Source organism: Variovorax sp. FW301-JW7, from assembly GCF_058788795.1.
In genome coordinates this window covers 322,699-342,946 of record NZ_JBYTBC010000005.1, presented here as the reverse complement: position 1 = coordinate 342,946, position 20,248 = coordinate 322,699, and the positions used below count along the sequence as shown (strand labels likewise).

The following is a 20,248-nucleotide window of genomic DNA, read 5'->3' as shown; positions in this document are numbered from 1 at the left end:
ATGTTCGACTTCTTGAAGAAAGCCCCCAAGGAAGAGCCCGCCAGGAGGGCGTCGCCCGACCATTCCGCCGTCGAGATCAACGACGCCAGGTTGCGTACCGGCAAGGAACTGCGCGCGGTCTTGTACCTGTACGGGGACAGCACGTACATCGTCTCCTCGACCACGAGCATCGCCGAGACCGGCACGCCCATCGTGCTCGACGCATCGGCGCCCGACGACCAGATCGGGCTGGCCATCTGCGACAAGCTACTGGATGCCTGGCAGCACGATCTGGGAGACCTTCGAGCTCACAAGCAGGACGACTGGCAGGTGCTCAAGGCCTCTGGTGCAAAGACCGGCAGGCAGTTCAACGAGAACGCGCTGTACATGGTCATCGAAACCATCAACAGCGCCATCCGCTTCCAGATGCGCTACCGGGTCCCCTGGAGCCGGACTTCCACGCGGGCGCCGTCTTGTCGAATGGGGTGGAACACGAACAGATCGGCATCACCGTCCGACGGCTGGTGGTCGCCGCGAAAGCACTGCGGGAGGCCGATTTCTTTTGAGGCAGAAGGCGCCTTCGTCGCCGCGTTTTCCGGGAGCGAATCCGGACATCGATGGGCTATCCTCCGCCCGATGCCCATCTCCGCATTCGCCGTGAAGGTTCCCGCGGCTGAAACCATCGCCGCAGACCTTCGCCGCCGCTTCGACCCCACCGTGGCACTCGGCGTGCCCGCGCACATCACGCTGCTCGTTCCTTTCATGGACCCCGCGTTGATCACCGACGAGGTGCTCGATCGCGCGCGGCGCGTGCTGCAACGCACGGCGCCGTTCTCGTTCGTGCTCGGCAAGGTCGGGCGCTTTCCCGAGACGGCCTACCTCGCACCGGAGCCCGCTGCGCCGTTCATCGAGATGACGCGTGCGCTGGTGAAAGAGTTTCCCGAATTCCCGCCGTACGACGGCTTGCATGACGACATCATTCCGCATCTGTCGGTGGCGCACGGCAACGCGCTGCATGCGGAAGAAGCGGCCATCGAGCTGCAGGCGCGGCTGCTTGCGTCGGGGCCGGTGCAGGCGCGCTGCACGGAGATCGCGCTCTTCGAGAACGCGTCGGGGCGCTGGATGGACATGCACGTCTTCCCACTCACCGGCCCCGCGACGATCCTTCGCCCATGACCGAGATCTACATCAGCACCGACGTCGAAACCGACGGCCCCATCCCCGGCCCGCACTCGATGCTCAGCTTCGGCTCGGCCGCCTACACGGCCGACAAGCAACTGGTGTCCACCTTCAGCGCCAACCTGCACACGCTGCCCGGTGCCGAGGCCGACCCGAAGACGGCCGCCTGGTGGCAGACGCAGCCCGAGGCCTGGGCCGCGTGTCGCACCGACCTGCAAGACCCGACGCACGCCATGAAGAACTACGTCGCGTGGCTCAAGGGATTGAAGGCGCGGCCGGTGTTCGTGGCGTACCCGGCGGGCTTCGACTTCCTGTTCGTCTACTGGTACCTGATGCGCTTCGCGGGCGAGAGCCCGTTCAGCCATTCGGCGCTCGACATGAAGAGCTTCGCGATGGCCCTGCTGAAGATCGGCTACCGCGACAGCACCAAGCGCGCGATGCCGCGCCGCTGGTTCGACGCCGGGTTGCCGCACACGCACGTGGCGCTGGACGACGCCATTGAGCAAGGCGCCCTCTTCTGCAACATGCTCGCCGAAAGCCGGCGGGCCGGCGGACCGCAGGCATGACGACCACCACCACCGCACCCGCTCGCCGCTGGTGGATGTCGCTCGCCGCCCTGCCCCTCTTCCTGCTCGGCGGCTGCGTACAGTCGATGTTCTATTACCCCGACCGCGTGCGCTACGAAACGCCCGACGCGCTGGGCCTGCGCTACGAGAACGTGCGCTTCACCAGCGCCGACGGCACGCGCCTGAGCGGCTGGTTCATTCCCGCCGCAGGCCGGGCCGACCCGAAAGCGGCCAAGGGCACGGTGGTGCACTTCCACGGCAACGCGCAGAACATGAGCAGCCACTGGCGTTTCGTGGCGTGGCTGCCCGCGCAGGACTACAACGTCTTCGTGTTCGACTACCGCGGCTATGGCGAATCGGACGGCGAGCCCGAACCCCGCGGCGTGTTCGAGGATTCGAACGCCGCGCTCGACCATGTGCGCGCCCGCGCGGACGTCGATGCGTCGCGGCTGTTCGTCTTCGGGCAGAGCCTGGGCGGCACGAACGCGATCGCGGCCGTGGGGTCGGGCAACCGGGCCGGCGTGAAGGCGGTGGCGATCGAGTCGACCTTCTATTCGTACCGCTCGATCGCCAACGACAAGCTGCCGGGCGCCGGCCTGCTGGTGCGCGACGACTACGCGGCCTCGAAGTTCGTCGCGGCCATCGCGCCGATTCCGCTGCTGCTGATTCACGGCACGGCCGACGCGGTGATTCCGCACGGCCACTCGCAACGCCTGCTGGCCGACGCGAAAGAACCCAAGCAGCTGATCGAAGTGCCGGGCGCCGGCCACCTCGAACCGATGGCGGCGCCGCGCTTCGGCACCACCTACCGGCAAGCCCTCACCACCTTCTTCGACAGCGCCCCGGCGCTGCCTTCCCGCCCATGAAACACTTCGATGAAGCCGCCACCGCCGCACCCCTGGGTTTCGAGCGGCTGGTACCCGCGCTGCGCGCCGCCTTCGCGGCCGAGGCGCAGGTGCCGCCGCGCCACGTGCACAGCATCGAGACGGGCGGCGACGCGGCCACGCGCGGCACGGTGCTGATCATGCCGGCGTGGAGCGACGCGGGCTTCCTGGGCATCAAGACGATCAACATCTTTCCGGGCAACGGCGCGCGCGGCCTGCCGGGGCTGCACGCGACCTACGTGCTGTACGACGCACGCACCGGCGTGCCGCTGGCGATGATGGACGGCAACGAGATCACGGCGCGGCGCACGGCGGCCGCATCGGCGCTGGGCGCCTCGTTCCTGGCTCGCGCCGATGCGCGCAAGCTGCTGGTGCTGGGCACCGGCCGCATCGCGCGCATGCTGCCCGCCGCGCACGCGAGCGTGCGACCCATCGACGAGGTGTGGGTGTGGAACCACCGGCCGGAAGGCGCCGAGGCGCTGGCCGAGCAATGGCGCAGTGAAGGATGGAACGCGCAGGCGGCCGGCACCGACCTCGAAGCGGCCGTGCGCAATGCCGACATCGTGAGCTGCGCCACGCTGGCGACCACGCCGCTGGTGCGCGGCGAATGGCTCGCACCGGGCGCGCACCTGGACCTGATCGGCAGCTTCACGCCCGCGATGCGCGAAGCCGATGTGCAGTGTTTCGACGGCACGCGCACCTTCATCGACACGCCCGAAGCCTTGCAGAAGGCCGGCGACCTGCTCGACGCGATCGCGGCCGGCACCTTGCGTGCCGACGCGGTGCAGGGCACGCTCGCCGAGCTGTGCCGTGGCACGCGGCCCGGGCGCACGGGCGATGCCGAGCGCACGGTGTTCAAGGCCGTGGGCAGTGCGCTCGAAGACCTGAGCGCGGCCACGCTGGTGTGGCAGGCGCGCGCGAACCCCTGAGGTCCGCACGGCCCGCCACGGTCGCCGCCAGCGTCAGAACGTCACGTTCGCCGACAGCCAGATCGTGCGTCCGGCCGGCGTGGTGCCCGCCACCGACGCGCCGCCCTGGAAGTACTCGTTGACCCAGGCCGAGGTGCCGGCCAGGTTCACCTGCTGGAACTTGCGGAAGTCCTTGTTGAACAGGTTGTTGATGTTGGCGTTCAGGCGCACGTTCTTCGACACCTGGTAGGAGCCGCCGAGGTGGAACAGGTGGTAGGCCTTGATGTCGCCCACCGCGCGGTAGATCGCCAGGTTGTTGCCCGTGAGCCGCGCCGGGTCGCCGGTGAAGCGCGGGCTCTTGCCGCGGTACTCGCCGCGCAGCCAGAAGCGCCACTTGGCGTCGGGGTTCCAGTCGAGCTGCGCATGCAGCAGGTGGCGCGCGGTGTCGGCCAGCTTGCCATTCTTCACGCCGCCCTCGATCACTTCGCTGTCGGTCCAGGTGTAGCCCGCCTTCAGGCCCCAGGCCTTGGTGAGCTGCACGCGGCTGCTCAGTTCCATGCCCCAGGTCTTGGCCTGGTCGACGTTGACCGAGTAGTTGGCGGTCGGGTCGACCACGCAGCTGGAGATGCGCGCCACGCTGCAGTCGCCGCCGCTGGCGATCTTGTCCTTCACCTTGTTGTGGAACAGGGTCGCCGACGCGGTCAGGCCCTTCTGGTTGTTGAACAGCGCCGACAACTCGGTGCTGGTGCTGGTCTCGGGCTTGAGGTTCGGGTTGCCGATGTTGAGCGTGGCGCCCTGGCCGCTCACGCCGCTGATGCCGTCGATCAGCTGGTTCAGGCGCGGCGCGCGAAAGCCCTTGCTGACGCCGCCCTTGAAGGTCCACTGCGGCGTGGCATCCCAGACCAGGTAACCGCGCGGGCTCACGTGGCCGCCGAAGGCGCTGTGGTGGTCGTAGCGCCCACCCAGCGTGGCGGTGAGGCCGGGCGCGAGGCGCCATTCGTCTTCGGCGAACAGCGCCCACATGGTCTGGCTCTGCGAGCGCGGCAGCAGGCCGTCGACCAGCTTGGCGTCCCACCACTGGCCGCCGACGGTCAGCACGTGGGCGTCGCCCACCGGCGCGACGAGCTTGCTGTCGAGCACGAGGTTGGTGGTCTTGAGTTCGCGTTCGCGGCCGCGGTCGGCTTCGCTCAGCCAGTACACGGTGCGGCGGGCCGCGGCATTGCGCGGAATGGCACCGCCGGGAATCGTGCGGCCGACGGTCTCGGTGGTGGTGTGCATCAGGCTGCTTTCCACCGTGCCGAAGCCCAGGCGCCCGGTGTGACCGATGGCGACCTGGTCGCGGTTGAAGCGCAGCGCGTCCAGGTAGCCCGGCGGGTTGTTGCCGGTGCGGTTGGGCGCGGCGGCGTCGCGCGTGCCCAGGCGGCCGTCTTCGTTGTCGTACCAGCTGCGGCCCGATTCCACGTCGAGCCAGATGTCGTGCTGGCGGTTGGGCGTGAGCATCAAACGGCCGCCCACGCTGTGCTGGCGGCTCTCGGCGGGCGCGGGGTTGCGGGCCGTCGCGGGCTGCGCCTGGCCGGGGGCCAGCACCCAGTCGGCGGCTTCGCGGCGGTAGATGTTGCCGCGCAGGGTCAGGCCCAGCAGGTCGGTGGCGACGGGGCCGCTCAGGTAGACGCTGGAGCGCGTCTGCGAACCCCACTCGCTGTCCTGCGGAATGCCGGTTTCCATCGTGACCTGGCCGCCCCATTCGCGCGCCACCTTGCGCGTGATGATGTTGACCACGCCGCCCATGGCGTCGGAGCCGTACAGCGTCGACATCGGGCCGCGGATGACCTCGATGCGCTCGATGGCCGCCAGCGGCGGCATGAAGCTGGTGTGCGCGGCGCCGAAGCCGTTGGGCGTCACGTCGCCGGCCACGTTCTGGCGCCGGCCGTCGATGAGGATCAGCGTGTAGTCGCTGGGCATGCCGCGGATCGAGATGTCCAGGCCCCCGGTCTTGCCGGTGGCACCGCCCACGTCGATGCCTTCGACGTTCTGCAGCGCCTCGGCCAGGTCGCGGAACTGGCGCGTTTCCAGCTCCTGGCGCGTGATCACCGAAATGGAAGCGGGCGCGTCCTTGAGTTCCTGCTCGAAGCCAGTCGCGCTGACGACGACCTCGCGCAGTTGTTGTTCAGCGGGCGTCTGGGCGAACAGGGCGGGAGAAAAAAGGGATGCGGCGGCCAGCGCCAGCACCGACGGACGCGGCCGACGGCCGCAACGCGAGAACAACATGCAAAAACTCCACGGAAAACGGCAGGAAAAACAGGGCCGCTCTCGGATGCGTTGTTGTTGTTGCGTACCAACTGATCAGCATCAATTGTATTGAGAATGCAAACAAATATTATTTGCATCCAGAACCACCAAAGGGACATTGCGAGAGGCCGATGGCGCTTCGTGTAGGCACTGCTTCCGGCCGCCCCGGGCAAACCCCATGTAGCCGAAAGTTCACCTTGAATTAGGGGGGCGGATACGTCATCTGGCGAATAGCGACCCGCGAAGGGCGCCGCTAATCTGGAACAAGAAAAAAGAGAGGTCCGCCATGCTCACCATCCTTCAGAAAGCCGTGATCCTCGGGAAGGCCGGCGTCGAGGTACCGGCCCGCCCGGTGGACGACCTGTCGACGCCGATGGCCACCGGCTCGCCGGTCAAGGCGGAAGGCGTGTCGCAGAAGGCGCACGAGTGGGCACGGGCCGTCGAGACCCTGTACGTCAGCTACGTCGCGGCGCGCGCCGCGAAGAGCCTGCGCGATGCCGAAGAGGCGCGGCAGTCGGTGATGCTGCGAAAGCTGTCAGCTGCGGTGCAGGCCTAAGCACCGGTCGTCCCCATTGCCTTGGAGTTCTAGCTTGGCGTCAAGCGCGCAAGCAGACGCGCAACCTGCCCTAGTTGTCCTTCACGATCTTCCAACTCTTGCCCTCATCCACGGATCGGACGATGGCGTTGTCGGGCAGGAAGGCCAGAAGCGAACCATCGGCCCGGTCCACCATCATCTGGCGGACGGCATAAGCGCCTGTCAGCCCAGGTGAACTGCCGGTATGCGCCCAGCTCTTTCCGCCATCGCGCGTCGTCATCAACCCGAGCGGTCCAGGGAGCAAACCGGGCGCGATGGGTGCAACGGCGTAAGCGGTTTGCGCATCCTTGAATGCAATCGCGACCACGAACCGGCTGGTATCCAGATCGGCCCATGTCTTGCCCGTGTCCTTCGAAAGCAGCGTGGTCTTGGTCACGAGCATGGTCTGTGAAATCAAGGTGCCGTCGGGCAGCGCGTTCACGTCGATCGTCGACTGACCATTGCTCGTTCGCGTGATGGACTTACCGTCCGTGATGTGAAGATCCCCGTTGGGCATCATGACGCCGGCTGCATCCGGAAGGCTGACGGTCATCGTTCGCATCCACGGCACATTGATCGAACGGGTGTCGGGAAACTCACCCAGCTTGCGCCATTTGCCGCTGTCGACGTCTTCTGCGACATAGGTCGACCAGAGCCCCTCGCGGCGCGAGAAGACAACAAGACTGCCGTCGCGCAAGGGATGCGCCAGTTGTATGAGGCCGGTATCGGGAGGGGTCAAGCTCTTCCAGGTGCGTCCTTCGTCAACCGAATGACGCAACAGCCCCTCTTCGCCGGCCGCCAGGAGGCCACCGCGAAACGGCCGCACCGACAGCACTTCGCGCCAGCTCCCGACATCCAGCTCTTTCCACCGCATCTCGCCGGCCTTGCGCCACAGCACCTTGCCCACCTTGCTACCGGCCATGAATTCACCATCGGCCGTTTGCGCCAGCCCGTTCCAAAGCGACGCGCTTCGCTTGACCTCGGAGGCCAATGCCGCGCGCCGCTCGAGGTCGATGGTGGGAAGGAAGCTGTGCGTGGGGTGGCCCTGGGTCTGCGCAGCCAGTGCGGGATAGAGCGTCTCGAACGTTTGTCGCAGCTCTGCTTCCGGCGGCACATAGGCCACCACGAAGCGGGTACCCATTCGGGGCTGTATCAGAAGCGTGCCCAGCAAGGTGACTTCGCCTTTCACCACATCGAAGCTGCCGAATTTCGCGTCGATGGGAAAGGTGTAGGTCACGTTGCCGCGATTGCCCCCGGCCGTCTTGATCACGTACCGGCCCGGAATCACCATGCCGCTGAAAACCGCCGTGGTGTAGGTGGCATGCCGGGTGCGAACCAGGGTGACTAGGTCACGCCCGGTCTGCTTCTCACCCGCCGCCAGCACGCGCTCCAGGTGCAGTATCGAGAGGGTCTCGGCAGGATCGTTTTCGCCTGGGCTGTTCGTGATGAGCTTCACGACCACGGCGCCCTCTTGCCCCGTCAATGTCTGCTGGGGCGCAATAGGTGCCGTGTTACAGGCAGCAAGCACCGCCAACGCGGCAGCGAGGACAAAGTGGTGGAACACGCGTTGAAGCAGCGAAGGACTCGATCTCACAGGTTTTTCCTTGTTGTCATGTTCAGGGGAAGACAGTCGGCCCATCACTCACTGCAATGGCCGCATGCGAAGCACGAAGACCGGTGGCACCCGCCCGCTCACGTCGAGTGGGAGGCGCTCTGTCTTCAACACCCCACGAAGGGCCGCCGCATCCCAGTCCGGAAAGCCGCTGGGTTTCTCCACGATGGCACCGAGTACCCGACCATCGGGCGCCAGCTGTGCGTTGATATCGACCGCGGGGTTTCCGGTCAGCGGCGAAACGTCGAAGACGATGTTCGGTCGAATGACCTTGGCGACGCGCTCCGCCCAACTCAACTCACTGTCCGCCCTGACGGCGGGTCTTGCAGGCAACCCCAGCCGCCGGCGTGCAAGTGCTGACTCGGCCTCGTTGGCGAGCGCCAACAACCTGGCCTTGCAGGCCGCGCCTGCGTGCTTTTCCCAGCCTTCTTCAAGCAGTTGCTCGGGCGGTGTCTGGATGGGAAGAGAAGCGAAAAGAGCAGCCTCGGATGGACACGCCTTGACCAATTGCATGGCCGCCGCTGCGGGCTCCCGCATGCCTGAAGCGGCCTCCTGCAACCAGACGGCCGGCGTCGAGGTTTCCAGCGACACGTAGGTCAGGAACTTCCGGTCGGGCAGCCACAGTGGCATCAACAGAGGCTTCGGAGAACTCAGCGCAGCCTGTTCATTGGCACCGTCGCTGTCGCTGATCGACATGACATAGCGCGTGCCTTTGAGGCTGATCTTGACGCGCCTGTCGAGGAAACCGCCTTTGACGCCAGTCAGCTTCTCCTGGACGAAGTTCGCAATCGCATGCGCAACGAGGCGTCGATCTTCGACGGGTTGATCGAACTGCAACCCGCCGAGCTCCTGGCGCGCGACGACATCCCATATCCGAACCTGCGCGATCACCCGGCCGTCCGGGCGAATCTCGACGCGCCCACCTATCGCGGCGCTCGCACCACGCGCCCGCCAAGCAGCCCAATCGGGCATGTCGAAAGCGCCCAGCTTCGCTCCGCTGGCGTCGAATGTTCCGATGGATGTTCCGCCTCGCCGAAGGTCTGCCCGCAGCACCTCGACGAACAGGTTCGCCGTCTCGGCATCGCCATAGAAAGACCCGATGCCGAGCCTGATCGGCGACACCACCGAGGCGTCGCCGGAAGGGATGGCCGCAGGCGTTATGCACGCGGCAGCACCGATACCCAGACAAATTGTGGCCACCAGCAGCCGACCCCATCGGCATGCCATCGTGCAGACAGCCGGTGCATCTCCTCCCATGCGCTTCTTCCCCTTGTTGCTTTTTTTTCTTTCAGGCGGGCTCAAGCCTCGCCATCGAAGAACATACATTCGGCAACAATCAAAAGCAAGCTCGGGTCTTCATCCACCGTGGGGCGTCATCGCCGCATGCGCGTTCTGCGCTAGCCTGCGACCTCCTTCATCCACAAGAGAAAGGCGCAGACGCACCATGGGACTGTTCGATTTCCTGAAGAAGAAAAAGGAACCGGAAGTAGAAATGCCGTCGACGCTCGAAGCCGGCATGGCCTCGCAGGCGGAAGACTTCATCGGAGCTTTTTCGCAACCCGGCACGCCCATCGACGGCGCGGCGCTCGACTACTCCGAAGCCTCGCTGGTGCTGGTCGACCAGGTGCTCGAAGACTTCTTCCAGCAGCAGGCGCCCTTGCCCGACGACCTGCACTTCCTGGCGTCGGCCTACGTGTTCGAAACCGCACGCCGCGAGTTCGGCGGACGCTACCTGCGCGGCGACGACGACAACCCCTTCGTTCTCGTGATCGGCCCCGACAGCGCACAGGTCGGCGTCTGCGCGATGGCCAAGGTGCGCGGGCGCGCCGTCAACGGGCCGGAAGACAGCCTGGCGTTCTTCTACGCCGGCATCGCGCCCGTGGTGCAACGCGGCGTGAGCGCCACGCTGATCTGACACAGCGACCGCAGCGGCATCACAGCCCGCTGCTACCCACTGCAGCCTCCCCCTTCGAATAATGCGGCGACGGCCGGCGCGCCCCCTGCGCCGGCCGGTTTCGCTACACCTCATCCGAAGGAGACAAACCCGATGGCTCGCAAGATCCTGATGCTCTGCGGCGACTACGCCGAAGACTACGAAACCATGGTGCCGTTCCAGACCCTGCTGGCCGTCGGCCACACCGTGCATGCGGTGGCGCCCGACAAGAAGGCCGGCGACTGGGTGCACACCGCCATCCACGACTTCGAAGGCGCGCAGACCTACAGCGAGAAGCCGGGCCACCGCTTCACGCTGAACGCGACCTTCGACGACGTGCGCCCCGAGGCCTACGACGCGCTCGTGATCCCCGGCGGCCGTGCGCCCGAGTACCTGCGCATGCACCCCCGCGTGGTCGAGATCGCGCGCCACTTCCTGGCCACCGACAAGCCGGTGGCCGCCGTCTGCCACGGCGCGCAGCTGCTCGCGGCCACGGGCCTCATCAAGGGCCGCAAGGTGTCGGCGTATCCGGCCTGCCAGGTCGAGGTGGAGCTGGCCGGCGCCGAGTACATGGGCATCCCGGTCGACCAGGCCGTGACCGACCGCAACCTCGTCACCGCACCGGCCTGGCCGGCGCATCCGGCGTGGCTGTCGCAATTCCTGGTGGTGCTCGGCACCCGCATCGATCACTGACCTGAACGGATGGACGCGGGCGGCGCTACAGTGCCGCGTCGCCCCGATTCACCCTGCCTCTCGAGGAGATGGCCCATGTGCGAAGTCTTCATCAGCGCCGATCCGCAAAGCTACGACGCGCGCACGCGCTCGGTGCGGCTGCACGGCGTGGTCACCAGCATCCGGCTTGAGAACCTGTTCTGGCAGGTGCTCGAAGAGATCGCCCAGCGCGACGGCATGGCCGTGGTGCAGCTCATCGAGCGGCTGTACGACGAGCTGGTGGCGGCGCGCGCCGAGGTCGGCAACTTCGCGTCGTTCCTGCGGGTGTGCGCGTTGCGCTACGAGGCGATGGTGGCGCAGGGGCGGATTCCGGCCGACACCTCGGTCGCGATCCGCTCGCTCGATGCGAACGCCGTGTTGCATGAACTGCCGCAGGGGTGGGGACGGCCGTCGCCTGCGCAGCCGCCGGGCGAGACGCGCGTGCACACGCTCCACGCCGCCGTGCGGCGGCATGCGTAGACGCCGCCCGGCGCACGAGATCACCAGCGCATCTTCACGCCGACGCTCGCATTGACCCCGCTCTTGATGCGCGAGTCGCCGCCGGAGCCCGCCCACAGCTTGCCCAGCTCCACATACACGCTGGTGTTCTCGGCCACCTGCAGCGTGGCCCCCGCCGCCAGCTCGGTGCTGCGGCCGCCGGTGCGCGTCGCGATGTCCGTGACCCCGGCCGGGCCGACAAAGCGGGTGACGTCGGTGCCGCTGCTGCTGCGGTAGAAGTTGACCCGCACATAGGGCTGCAGCAGCCCGGCGCTGGTGACGAACTCGCCCTTCACGCGCAGACCGGCGCGTGCCTGCCAGCCGTTGTGGCTCTTCTGCTGCACGAGCGCGCCGGAGATGCCTGTGTCGCTCAGGCTCACGCGCTGGTGCACCAGCTGCACCTGCGGCTCGAGGGTCCAGTTCTGTGCAATGGGAATCGACTTCCCCACCTCGATGGACGCCAGCAGGCTGTTGCCCTTGCCGCCCCTGGAGAGGCCCAGTGCAGGCAAGGCGCTGTAGCGGTGACGCCCGGCCTGCAGCACGCCATCGACGTACACGCCGCTGGGGCTGTGCGTCCAGGTGGCATAGGCGCCCAGGAACTCGCTCTTCTGGTTGTTGCTGCCCACCCCGAGGTTCGCCAGGCCGCTGGCAAAGCCGTTCACGCGCATGTCGCCGTCGAGCTGGCCGACGTACACGCCCGCGCGCCAGTCGGGGGTGGCCCACAGGTCGGTGCCGGCCTGGAAGCCCGTGAGGCGCCCCTTGCTCGTGGGGCTCACGGTGCCGCCCTGCCCGATGGTGCGGTCGGTGCTGATGATGCGGCCCCACGCCTCGCGGTAGCCCTGCGCGGGCTTGGCCGGGTTCGCGCCCGCGACGAGGTCCTCGCCCATGCGCAGGCGCCTGTTGCCGAGCATCGCGAAGCTGGCCTGGCGCAGCTGCTCGGGCAGCGCGGCGTACAGCGGCACTTCGGCGCGGTAGGTGGGCACGACGAGCACGGGCACGCCGCCTGTGCCGCCGGTGCCCGAGCCGCCACCGCCGGCAGACGGCGTGACGGGTGGGACAGGCGTCACGGGCGTCACTGGTGTCACGGGTGCCGCGGTCGAGCGCAGGTACCAGTTCTCACCCGCGCCGACGGCGTCGGCCGCATGCAGCCGGTACTCGTAGGCGCCCGCATCGACGTGCGTGCCGGCCAGCACGAAGGCGTTCTTGGTCGTCTGCGCGGTGGTGGTCGCGCCGTTGAGGGCGCTGATCACCTCGATGCCGTTGCCGGTGGTGAGCGCGCCCAGGCCACCCAGATTGGTGATCTGCACATTCGTCGTGCCGCTGGCGACGGCGGTGGCGCCGCTCAGGATGAGCCGGTCGCTCGCGCTCGCGCTGCCGCCCAGCGCGGTGCCCAGCCGCAGCGTGCCGCCGTTGCCGCCCCACGGGCCGGTGACGGTGAGCGTGGTGCCGGGTACCGCGCCCACCAGCGACACCGTGCCGCTGTGGGCCATCGACGCGAGGGTCTGGCTGTTGCCGGCCAGGTCGAGCGTCGCACCGGTGGCCACGGTGAAGGGGCTCACGCTGCTGAGCACGTTGGCGGCGCCGGCGCGCAGGGTGCCCGCTGCGACGTTGGTGGCGCCCGAGTGGGTGTCGGCACCGCTCAGCGTCAGCACGCCCGCGCCGATCTTCACGAGGTCGCTGGCGCCGGAGATCGCACCCGTCCACGCCAGGTTGTTCCCGTTGGTGTCGATGGTGCCCGTGCCGCCCAGCAGCAGGGCGTTGCTGACGCTGAGGCCGCTGGCGCCCGCGATGACGCTGGCGGTCGCGCCCGCGCCGATCGAGATCGCGCCCGTCATCGACGAGCCCGTGTTCAGCCGGAGGCTGTTGGTGCCGCCCGTGAACGCGACCGCCGCGGCGCGCGTGATGCCGTCGCCGCCCAGGCCGCCCGTGATGGTTCCGCCGTTGGTCAGCGCGAGGTTCGCGCCCGTCACCCCGACGCCGCCCACGCCGTTGGCACCGCTCGGGCCGCCGTTGCTGTTGGCCCCGCCGACGCCGCCTGCCCCACCGGCGATGGTGCCGGTGTTGGTGACGGTTGCGCCCGCGCCGGTCGATGCGAGGCCCGCCCCGCCATCTCCGCCGCTGCCCGGTGAGCCGGTACCGCCCGCTCCGCCGCCGGCCGCACCGCCCGCGCCCCCGGCGCCGCCCGTGATCGCGCCGGAGTTGCTGACGGTGACGGCAACACCCGTCAACGTCGCGCCGATGCCCCCTGCACCGCCGCCGCCGCCCGAGGCGTTGGCACGGGAGCCCGGCAATTCGGAACCACCGGCGCCACCCGCCCCGCCCGTGAGGGGCCCGGTGTTGGTGAAGCCGAGCCCCGGGTTGGTCGCGTTCAGGTAGAAGCCGCCGCCCCCGCTGCCGCCGCCGCCGCCCTGCGAGAAGGCGTCGCCGCCCTTGCCACCGGCGCCGCCCGTGGAAGACCCCGTGGCCGTGTAGCTGCCGAGCGGGCCGCTCAGGATCGAGCCGTAGCCGCCCGCGCCGCCGCCGCCCGCGGCCCAGTACCCGTTGCCACCCGCGCCGCCGATGCCGCCGGTGTAGCTGTCGGGCGAGTTGGCCACGTTGTTGCCGATCGACATCCCCTGGAAGCCGCCGCCGCCCCCGCCGCCATAGCCGTTGCCATTGCCCGGGTCGCCGGTCTGCGCCTGGCCCGCGCCGCCGGCGTCGCCCTGGAACGCACCGGGGCCGGTGGGCGTGCTGGTGGTGCCGGCCGCGCCGCCGGTGCCCGGCGTGGCACCGCCGAAGCTGCCGATGTTGGCGTTGGCCCCGGCAGTGACGCCACCCGGCGTCGACGATCCGCCCGCGCCGCCGAAGGCATTGACCGTGGTGTCGTTGAGCGCGCCGCTGCCGCCCGTGCCGTTGCTGCCGCCGGCGCCCCCGTTCAGCGACGTGTCCCCGACCGGCTGGCCGCCCGCGCCGCCGGCCGCGAGCACCGGCACGACGCAGACCCACAGCGCAGCCGTTGCCGCCGCTGCCGCCACCGCGCGCACGCCGCCCCCGCTGCACGATCGCGCGCGGCCGCGCGCGATTTCCGGCGCGGCCACCCAGGTGCCGACGGTGGGACTCCACAGGGTTCGGAAGATCTTGTTCATGACTTCAACTCCCTTTTCGCCACGGGGCGACGATTTCGGATTTGCAAGTCAAAAATGTAAGAACGGGTGCCAGTTACGTGTATCCCTGCAAGGGGGTACCGTGAAGCGGGAGCGATCCGCCGAAGGCGGGGCCGCGTCGCCTCTGTCAGGGCGTGCGGTAGACGGTCTACCCAGGCGCGTATCCGTACGTAACATGTGACTTTGGGACAGCACAAATCATTCGGCCGACGCGCCCCAAAAAAAGAAAAGGCACCCTCGCGGGTGCCTTGTTCGTTGCAGATGCCGCGCCGAGCGCGAGCGATCAGTCCAGCGACACGTTCGCCTTGCGGATCACGTCGGTGAAGCGCTTCGTTTCCGTCGCCACGAACTGGTCGAACTGCGGGCGCGTGGTCGGGAACGGCTCGTAGCCGAAGCTCTTGAACTTCTCCAGCACGTCGGGTTCGGCCAGGCCCTTCTCGATGTCGCGCTTGATCTTCTCCGTCACCGAAGCGGGCAGGCCCTTGGGCACGGCGATGGCGTTCCAGCCGATGACCTCGAAGCCCTTCGGGCCGCCCGATTCGCCCACGGTCGGCACGTCGGGGAAGGCGGCGTTGCGCTGGGGCGCGGCCACAGCCAGGAAGCGCAGCTTGTTGGCGCGCTGCAGCGGGCCGGCGGTGGCACTGCTGCCCAGCGCAAAGGCCAGCTCGCCGGTGGCGACCGAGGTGTACAGCTGCGTGGTCTCCTTGTAGATCACGTGCTCCATCTGCGTGCCGGTGGCCGACTCGAACAGCTCCGAGCCCAGGTGCACCGGGTTGCCGACCGACCACGAGCCGTAGTCCAGCTTGCCGGGGTTGGCCTTGGCGTCGGCGATGAGGTCGCCCACGGTCTTGTACTTGCTGTTGGTGGCGACGGTGAAGAAGAAGTAGGTCTTGAACAGCGGCAGCAGCGCGTCGAAATCCTTCGAGGCGTCGTACGGCAGCTTCTTGAACAGCGCCGGGTACGCGGCCAGGTGCACGTTGTCGAGCACGATGATGTCGTGGCCGTCTTTCGCACCGCGCTTGAAGGCGTCGATGGCGATGAAGCCGTTGCCGCCCGGGCGGTTCTCCACCACCACCGGCTGGCCCCAGGCGCGCGAGAGCTTGTCGGCCACGAGGCGGGCCACGCCGTCCGGGCCACCGCCGACCGGGAACGGCGTGATGATGCGCACGGGCTTGGTCGGGAAGGCTGCGGGCTGCTGCTGTGCCGAAGCAGTCAGCGGCAGCAGGCCGCCCGCAGTCAGGGCCAGCACGGTCGCGGCGATGGCGCGGCGCGAAAGCGACGAACGGAAGAAGGACATGAGGGAAGTCTCCGGTTTGATGAATCGTTGATGGGTGGGAAGCGGTGGGCCGCCGCTCAGTCGACCGACGCGCCCGAGGCCTTGACGATGTCGGCCCACAGCGCGCTTTCCTTCGCGATGAGCGCGGCGTAGTCGGCCGGCCCGCCGAGCAGCGGCACGGCGCCTTCCACGTCCAGGCGCGACTGGAACTCGGCGCCGCCCGCCACCTGCAGCATCTGCGCCGACAGCGTCTTCACGAACGCATCGGGCGTGCCGCGCGGCGCGAGGATGCCGTAGGTGAGCGTGCTCTCGAAGCCCGCGAGTTCGCGCAGGCCCGACTCGGCCACGGTGGGCACATCGGGCAGCGACGGCAGGCGCTTCGCACCCGTGACGGCAATGGCGCGCAGGCGCCCGCCCTTGACCAGCGCAAGCGCGGGCGGGATGACGCTGAACATCATCTGCACCTGGCCGCCCGAAAGGTCAGTGAGCGCGGGGTTGGTGCCCTTGTAGGGAATGTGATTGATCTTCGTGCCGGTGCGCTGCGCGAAGAGCTCGCCCGTGAGGTGGCCGCCGGTGCCGCTGCCGCTCGAGGCGTAGTCGAGCAGGCCGGGACGCACCTTGGCCTCCTTGACGAGGTCGGCCACGCTGCGCACCTTCGAGGCGGCGGGCACCACGAGCACGAGCGCGGACGAGGCGAACATGGCCACGGGCACGAGGTCCTTGCGGGCGTCGAACTTCAGGCCCTTGTACAGCGCCGGGTTGATCGACACGGTGCCCGTATGGCCCAGCAGCAGCGTGCTGCCGTCGGGCGTGCTGCGCACCACCTGCTCGGTGCCGAGGTTGCCGCCCGCGCCGGGCTTGTTGTCGACGATGACGCCCGACTTGCGCACCTCGCCCAGGCCCTTGGCCATCTGGCGTGCGAACACGTCGTTGCCGCCGCCGGCCGCGAAGGGCACGACGATGCGGATAGGTTTGCCGTCGGCCTGCTGCGCGTGCGCCGGCAGGCCCGCTGCTGCCAGCAGGCCCAGCAGCAGCTCGCGTCGGGCGAGCGCCATCAGACGCGTTCCAGGATCACGGCGATGCCCTGCCCCACGCCGATGCACATCGTGCACAGCGCGTAGCGGCCGCCGCCTTTGTGCAGCTGGTTCACCGCGGTGGTGGCCAGGCGTGCGCCGCTGGCGCCGAGCGGGTGGCCCAGGGCGATGGCGCCGCCGTTGATGTTCACGCGCGCGTCGTCGTCCTTCAGGCCCAGGAGGCGCAGCACGGCGAGGCCTTGTGCGGCGAAGGCTTCGTTGAGTTCGATGACGTCGATCTGGTCGAGCGTGAGGCCGGTGAGCGCCAGCACCTTCTGCGTGGCGGGCGCCGGGCCGATGCCCATGATGCGCGGCGCGACGCCGGCCGTGGCCATGCCGACCACGCGGGCGCGCGGCGTGAGGCCGTGCTTGGCAGCGCTGGCTTCGTCGGCCAGCAGCAGCGCGCAGGCGCCGTCGTTCACGCCGCTGGCATTGCCGGCGGTGACGGTGCCGTCGGGACGCACGATGGGCTTGAGCTTGGCCAGCGCCTCCAGCGTGGTGTCACGCGGATGCTCGTCCTTGTTGACGATGAGGGCGTCGCCCTTCTTCTGCGGCACGCTCACGGGCACGATCTCGGCGTCGAAGAAGCCGGACTTCTGCGAGGCCACGGCGCGCAGCTGCGAGTTCAGCGCCATCAGGTCTTGCGCCTCGCGCTCGATCTTGTAGTCGGTGGCCACGTTCTCGGCCGTCTCGGGCATCGAGTCGACGCCGTACTGCGCCTTCATGAGCTTGTTGACGAAGCGCCAGCCGATGGTGGTGTCGTACACCGCGTTGTTGCGGCTGAAGGCGCTCTCGGCCTTGGGCATGACGAAGGGCGCGCGGCTCATGCTTTCGACGCCGCCGGCGATCATCAGGCCAGCTTCACCGGCGCGGATGGCGCGCGCGGCGGTGCCCAGTGCATCGAGGCCCGAACCGCACAGGCGGTTGATGGTGCCGCCGCCCACTTCGATCGGCAGGCCCGCGAGCAGCGCCGACATGCGCGCGACGTTGCGGTTGTCTTCGCCGGCCTGGTTGGCGCAGCCGTAGAGCACGTCGCTCACCGCTTGCCAGTCGACGTTCTTGTTGCGCTCGATCAGCGCGCGCAGGGGCACGGCACCGAGGTCGTCGGTGCGCACGCTGCTGAGCGAACCGCCGTAGCGGCCGAAGGGGGTGCGGACGGCGTCGCAGATGAAGGCTTGATTGGTCATGTGAGTTGTCTCTTGAATGGGTGGAACGGATCAGGCAGCGATCGGCAGGCCGACCAGCTTCTCGAGCTCTTCGCGGCTCAGGCCCTCGACGGTGTCGACGAGCTTCAGGCCCTGTGGCGTGCATTCGAGCGTGGCGAGGTCGGAGTACACGCGCTTGACGCAGCCGATGCCGGTGAGCGGATAGGTGCACTGCTGCACCAGCTTGCTCGCGCCCTGCTTGGTGAGCAGGTCCATCATGACCCACGTCTGCTTGGCGCCGATGGCCAGGTCCATCGCGCCGCCGACCGCGGGAATGGCGTCTTTCTCGCCCGTGTGCCAGTTGGCGAGATCGCCGGTGGCCGACACCTGGAACGCGCCGAGCACGCAGATGTCGAGGTGACCGCCGCGCATCATCGCGAAGCTGTCCGAGTGGTGGAAGAACGAGCCGCCCGGCAGCAGCGTGACGGGCTGCTTGCCGGCGTTGATGAGGTCGTAGTCTTCTTCGCCGGCCTCGGGCGCGGGGCCCATGCCGAGGATGCCGTTCTCGCTCTGCAGGATGACCTCGCGGCCCTGCGGCAGGTGGTTGGCCACCAGCGTGGGCTGGCCGATGCCGAGGTTGACGACGGCGCCGTCGAAGATGTCTTGTGCGACGCGGGCTGCCAGCTGGTCTTTGGTGCGACGGGTGTATGCCATGGTCATGCTGCCTTCTTGAAGCCGCCCGCTTGCGTGGCGACACGTTCGATGCGCACCACCTGGTGCACGAAGATGCCCGGGGTCACGATGGTCTCGGGGTCGAGGGTGCCGAGCTCGGCGATGTCGTGCACAGTGGCGATGGTCTTCTTCGCGGCCATGGCCATCACCGGGCCGAAGTTGCGCGCGGCCTTGCGGTAGACCAGGTTGCCCCAGCGGTCGCCGCGCTCGGCCTTGATGAGCGCCACGTCGCCGTGGATGGGGTACTCGAGCACGTACTGCACGCCGTCGATCTCGCGCGTCTCGCGGTTGCCTGCGAGCTGCGTGCCGTAGCCGGTGGGACAGAAGAAGGCGCCGATGCCGGCCCCCGCGGCGCGGATGCGCTCGGCCAGGTTGCCCTGGGGCACGAGTTCGAGCTCGAGCTTGCCGCTGCGGTACAGGCCGTCGAACACCTGGCTGTCGGCCTGGCGCGGAAAGCTGCAGATGATCTTGCGCACGCGCCCGGCCTTGAGCAGCGCCGCCAGGCCCGTCTCTCCATTGCCTGCGTTGTTGTTGACGACCGTGAGGTCCTTGGCGCCCTGCTCGACGAGGCCGTCGATGAGTTCGCCTGGAATGCCGGCGGTGCCGAAACCGCCGATGAGCACCGTGGCGCCGTCTTGGATGCCTGCCAGGGCATCGGCGACCGAGCGCGCGATCTTGTTGATCATGAAGCTTGTCTCCGGGAGTGAAGAAAGAAACCGAACGGTCCGAACACCCTGCCGAATTCACGAATCCTCGCGAACCGCAATTTGTTCGTCTAAAGAACTTTTGTTCGTATAATGAATTTTAGAGAGGATCGCTCGCCATGGCAACCCACCCCGTTTCCGCTACGTCCACCACCGACACGCCCGCCCCCGGCGACAGCTACGTGCAGTCCTTTGCGCGCGGCCTGCAGGTGATCCGCTCGTTCAGCGCGAGCGCACCGCACCAGACCCTGAGCGAGGTGGCCGCCGGCAGCGGCCTCACGCGTGCGGGGGCGCGGCGCATTCTTCTCACGCTGCAGACGCTGGGCTATGTGGTGACCGACGGCAAGCTCTTCACGCTCACGCCGCGCATCCTCGACCTGGGCTTTGCCTACCTGTCGTCGATGCCGATCTGGAACCGCGCCGAGCCCGTGATGGAGGCGCTGGTGCAGCAGGTGCAGGAGTCGTGCTCGGCCGCCGTGCTCGACGCGACCGACATCGTCTATGTGCTGCGCGTGCCGACGCAGAAGATCATGCGCATCAGCCTGGGCGTGGGCTCGCGACTGCCGGCGTACTGCACGTCGCTGGGCCGCCTGCTGCTCGCAGACCTCAGTGACGACGAAGTGCGCGCGCGACTCGAGGCCTCGAACCTCGAGGCGCTGACCAAGCACACCGTGACCGACATCGACGCGCTCATGACCAAGGTGGCCCAGGCACGCAAGCAGCAGTGGTGCCTGGTGAACCAGGAACTGGAAGAAGGCCTGATCTCCGTGGCCGCGCCCATCGTGAACCGCCAGGGCCGCATGGTGGCCGCGCTGAACATCAGCGGACAGGCGAATCGCACGAGTGCGAAGGTGATGCAGGAGACGATGCTGCCGGCGCTGATCGATGCGGCACGGCAGGTGTCGGCGCTGCTGTAGGCCATCCACGCACGGTCGCCGATCCCTTCAGGAACACCGCGGAACCGGCTTCGCCGGGCCGCTGGTGTTGCCCCCGGCAGGGGGTTGGAGAAGCGACACGAAGTGCGCGAAGCCTGGGGGCGAGC

The 20,248-nt window shown here is 68.3% G+C and carries 18 protein-coding genes; 9 read left to right on the top strand and 9 right to left on the bottom strand.

Going from position 1 to position 20,248, the window contains the following annotated elements; translation table 11 throughout:
• From AC3WQM_RS16735 to lhpI, 4 genes are read left to right on the top strand one after another with little or no spacing between them, the layout of a single operon-like run.
• On the top strand, positions 1–1,155 hold the full coding sequence (locus tag AC3WQM_RS16735) for a 2'-5' RNA ligase family protein (RefSeq protein WP_492680246.1): 1,155 nt from the start codon (positions 1–3) through the stop codon (positions 1,153–1,155).
• A complete protein-coding gene (locus tag AC3WQM_RS16730; protein WP_159272961.1) occupies positions 1,152–1,724 on the top strand; it encodes a 3'-5' exonuclease family protein in 573 nt (190 codons plus the stop codon). The genes AC3WQM_RS16735 and AC3WQM_RS16730 overlap by 4 nt, the downstream gene beginning before the upstream one ends.
• Positions 1,721–2,590 (top strand): alpha/beta hydrolase, encoded by an 870-nt coding sequence (locus tag AC3WQM_RS16725; RefSeq protein ID WP_492680244.1) that lies wholly within the window; start codon positions 1,721–1,723, stop codon positions 2,588–2,590. The genes AC3WQM_RS16730 and AC3WQM_RS16725 overlap by 4 nt, the downstream gene beginning before the upstream one ends.
• The gene (gene lhpI / locus AC3WQM_RS16720) at positions 2,587–3,537 is read left to right on the top strand and encodes a bifunctional Delta(1)-pyrroline-2-carboxylate/Delta(1)-piperideine-2-carboxylate reductase (protein ID WP_492680242.1); all 951 of its coding nucleotides are present in this window, start codon (positions 2,587–2,589) and stop codon (positions 3,535–3,537) included. Before AC3WQM_RS16725 ends, lhpI begins: the two co-directional genes overlap by 4 nt.
• 33 nt (positions 3,538–3,570) lie before the next feature.
• Here lhpI and AC3WQM_RS16715 read toward each other — a convergent pair whose 3' ends face one another.
• A complete protein-coding gene (locus AC3WQM_RS16715; protein ID WP_492680240.1) occupies positions 3,571–5,784 on the bottom strand; it encodes a TonB-dependent receptor domain-containing protein in 2,214 nt (737 codons plus the stop codon).
• A 307-nt stretch (positions 5,785–6,091) separates the two neighbouring features.
• Between AC3WQM_RS16715 and AC3WQM_RS16710 the strand changes: the two genes are divergently transcribed.
• Entirely contained in the window at positions 6,092–6,361 is a 270-nt protein-coding gene (locus tag AC3WQM_RS16710) for a hypothetical protein (protein WP_492680238.1), read from the top strand.
• Between the two features lie 70 nt (positions 6,362–6,431).
• Here the strand turns inward: AC3WQM_RS16710 and AC3WQM_RS16705 are convergent, their stop codons facing one another.
• The gene (locus AC3WQM_RS16705) at positions 6,432–7,835 is read right to left on the bottom strand and encodes a WD40/YVTN/BNR-like repeat-containing protein (RefSeq protein ID WP_492680236.1); all 1,404 of its coding nucleotides are present in this window, start codon (positions 7,833–7,835) and stop codon (positions 6,432–6,434) included.
• A 186-nt stretch (positions 7,836–8,021) separates the two neighbouring features.
• Positions 8,022–9,293 (bottom strand): TonB C-terminal domain-containing protein, encoded by a 1,272-nt coding sequence (locus AC3WQM_RS16700; RefSeq protein ID WP_492680234.1) that lies wholly within the window; start codon positions 9,291–9,293, stop codon positions 8,022–8,024.
• Positions 9,294–9,435: 142 nt separating this feature from the next.
• On the opposite strand from AC3WQM_RS16700, the gene AC3WQM_RS16695 reads away from it, so the two are divergent.
• The 3 genes from AC3WQM_RS16695 (at position 9,436) to AC3WQM_RS16685 (ending at position 11,115) form a co-directional block, all read left to right on the top strand.
• Positions 9,436–9,906 (top strand): hypothetical protein, encoded by a 471-nt coding sequence (locus AC3WQM_RS16695; RefSeq protein ID WP_099792795.1) that lies wholly within the window; start codon positions 9,436–9,438, stop codon positions 9,904–9,906.
• Between the two features lie 132 nt (positions 9,907–10,038).
• On the top strand, positions 10,039–10,617 hold the full coding sequence (locus tag AC3WQM_RS16690; protein WP_492680232.1) for a DJ-1/PfpI family protein: 579 nt from the start codon (positions 10,039–10,041) through the stop codon (positions 10,615–10,617).
• Positions 10,618–10,692: 75 nt separating this feature from the next.
• Positions 10,693–11,115, top strand: coding sequence for a ribbon-helix-helix domain-containing protein (locus AC3WQM_RS16685; RefSeq protein WP_492680230.1), 423 nt, complete (start codon positions 10,693–10,695; stop codon positions 11,113–11,115).
• Positions 11,116–11,135: 20 nt separating this feature from the next.
• On the opposite strand, the gene AC3WQM_RS16680 is transcribed toward AC3WQM_RS16685, so the two are convergent.
• The 6 genes from AC3WQM_RS16680 to AC3WQM_RS16655 all read right to left on the bottom strand — a co-directional run bounded on the left by AC3WQM_RS16680 (position 11,136) and on the right by AC3WQM_RS16655 (position 19,188).
• A complete protein-coding gene (locus tag AC3WQM_RS16680) occupies positions 11,136–14,258 on the bottom strand; it encodes an autotransporter domain-containing protein (protein ID WP_492680228.1) in 3,123 nt (1,040 codons plus the stop codon).
• A 301-nt stretch (positions 14,259–14,559) separates the two neighbouring features.
• On the bottom strand, positions 14,560–15,573 hold the full coding sequence (locus AC3WQM_RS16675) for a Bug family tripartite tricarboxylate transporter substrate binding protein (protein WP_492680226.1): 1,014 nt from the start codon (positions 15,571–15,573) through the stop codon (positions 14,560–14,562).
• A 56-nt stretch (positions 15,574–15,629) separates the two neighbouring features.
• Positions 15,630–16,607 carry a Bug family tripartite tricarboxylate transporter substrate binding protein gene (locus AC3WQM_RS16670; RefSeq protein ID WP_492680224.1) on the bottom strand — a complete coding sequence of 326 codons (978 nt, stop codon included), beginning with the start codon at positions 16,605–16,607 and terminating at the stop codon, positions 15,630–15,632.
• Positions 16,607–17,812, bottom strand: coding sequence for a 3-oxoadipyl-CoA thiolase (pcaF, locus tag AC3WQM_RS16665; RefSeq protein ID WP_070062661.1), 1,206 nt, complete (start codon positions 17,810–17,812; stop codon positions 16,607–16,609). Before pcaF ends, AC3WQM_RS16670 begins: the two co-directional genes overlap by 1 nt.
• Before the next feature lie 30 nt (positions 17,813–17,842).
• Positions 17,843–18,490, bottom strand: coding sequence for a 3-oxoacid CoA-transferase subunit B (locus AC3WQM_RS16660; protein WP_447747030.1), 648 nt, complete (start codon positions 18,488–18,490; stop codon positions 17,843–17,845).
• Complete coding sequence (locus tag AC3WQM_RS16655; RefSeq protein ID WP_492680222.1) at positions 18,487–19,188, bottom strand: 3-oxoacid CoA-transferase subunit A; 702 nt, start codon at positions 19,186–19,188, stop codon at positions 18,487–18,489. Before AC3WQM_RS16655 ends, AC3WQM_RS16660 begins: the two co-directional genes overlap by 4 nt.
• Positions 19,189–19,325: 137 nt before the next feature.
• Here AC3WQM_RS16655 and AC3WQM_RS16650 point away from each other — a divergent pair, with 137 nt between their 5' ends.
• Positions 19,326–20,123 carry an IclR family transcriptional regulator domain-containing protein gene (locus AC3WQM_RS16650; RefSeq protein ID WP_492680220.1) on the top strand — a complete coding sequence of 266 codons (798 nt, stop codon included), beginning with the start codon at positions 19,326–19,328 and terminating at the stop codon, positions 20,121–20,123.
• Positions 20,124–20,248: the final 125 nt, after the last annotated feature.

Excerpts from the sequence above, each read along its gene's own strand:
- AC3WQM_RS16735 (WP_492680246.1), top strand. The coding sequence starts at position 1 with ATGTTCGACTTCTTGAAGAAAGCCCCCAAGGAAGAGCCCGCCAGGAGG.
- AC3WQM_RS16730 (WP_159272961.1), top strand. The coding sequence starts at position 1,152 with ATGACCGAGATCTACATCAGCACCGACGTCGAAACCGACGGCCCCATC.
- AC3WQM_RS16725 (WP_492680244.1), top strand. The coding sequence starts at position 1,721 with ATGACGACCACCACCACCGCACCCGCTCGCCGCTGGTGGATGTCGCTC.
- lhpI (WP_492680242.1), top strand. The coding sequence starts at position 2,587 with ATGAAACACTTCGATGAAGCCGCCACCGCCGCACCCCTGGGTTTCGAG.
- AC3WQM_RS16715 (WP_492680240.1), bottom strand. The coding sequence starts at position 5,784 with ATGTTGTTCTCGCGTTGCGGCCGTCGGCCGCGTCCGTCGGTGCTGGCG.
- AC3WQM_RS16710 (WP_492680238.1), top strand. The coding sequence starts at position 6,092 with ATGCTCACCATCCTTCAGAAAGCCGTGATCCTCGGGAAGGCCGGCGTC.
- AC3WQM_RS16695 (WP_099792795.1), top strand. The coding sequence starts at position 9,436 with ATGGGACTGTTCGATTTCCTGAAGAAGAAAAAGGAACCGGAAGTAGAA.
- AC3WQM_RS16690 (WP_492680232.1), top strand. The coding sequence starts at position 10,039 with ATGGCTCGCAAGATCCTGATGCTCTGCGGCGACTACGCCGAAGACTAC.
- AC3WQM_RS16685 (WP_492680230.1), top strand. The coding sequence starts at position 10,693 with ATGTGCGAAGTCTTCATCAGCGCCGATCCGCAAAGCTACGACGCGCGC.
- AC3WQM_RS16680 (WP_492680228.1), bottom strand. The coding sequence starts at position 14,258 with ATGAACAAGATCTTCCGAACCCTGTGGAGTCCCACCGTCGGCACCTGG.
- AC3WQM_RS16675 (WP_492680226.1), bottom strand. The coding sequence starts at position 15,573 with ATGTCCTTCTTCCGTTCGTCGCTTTCGCGCCGCGCCATCGCCGCGACC.
- AC3WQM_RS16670 (WP_492680224.1), bottom strand. The coding sequence starts at position 16,607 with ATGGCGCTCGCCCGACGCGAGCTGCTGCTGGGCCTGCTGGCAGCAGCG.
- pcaF (WP_070062661.1), bottom strand. The coding sequence starts at position 17,812 with ATGACCAATCAAGCCTTCATCTGCGACGCCGTCCGCACCCCCTTCGGC.
- AC3WQM_RS16660 (WP_447747030.1), bottom strand. The coding sequence starts at position 18,490 with ATGACCATGGCATACACCCGTCGCACCAAAGACCAGCTGGCAGCCCGC.
- AC3WQM_RS16655 (WP_492680222.1), bottom strand. The coding sequence starts at position 19,188 with ATGATCAACAAGATCGCGCGCTCGGTCGCCGATGCCCTGGCAGGCATC.
- AC3WQM_RS16650 (WP_492680220.1), top strand. The coding sequence starts at position 19,326 with ATGGCAACCCACCCCGTTTCCGCTACGTCCACCACCGACACGCCCGCC.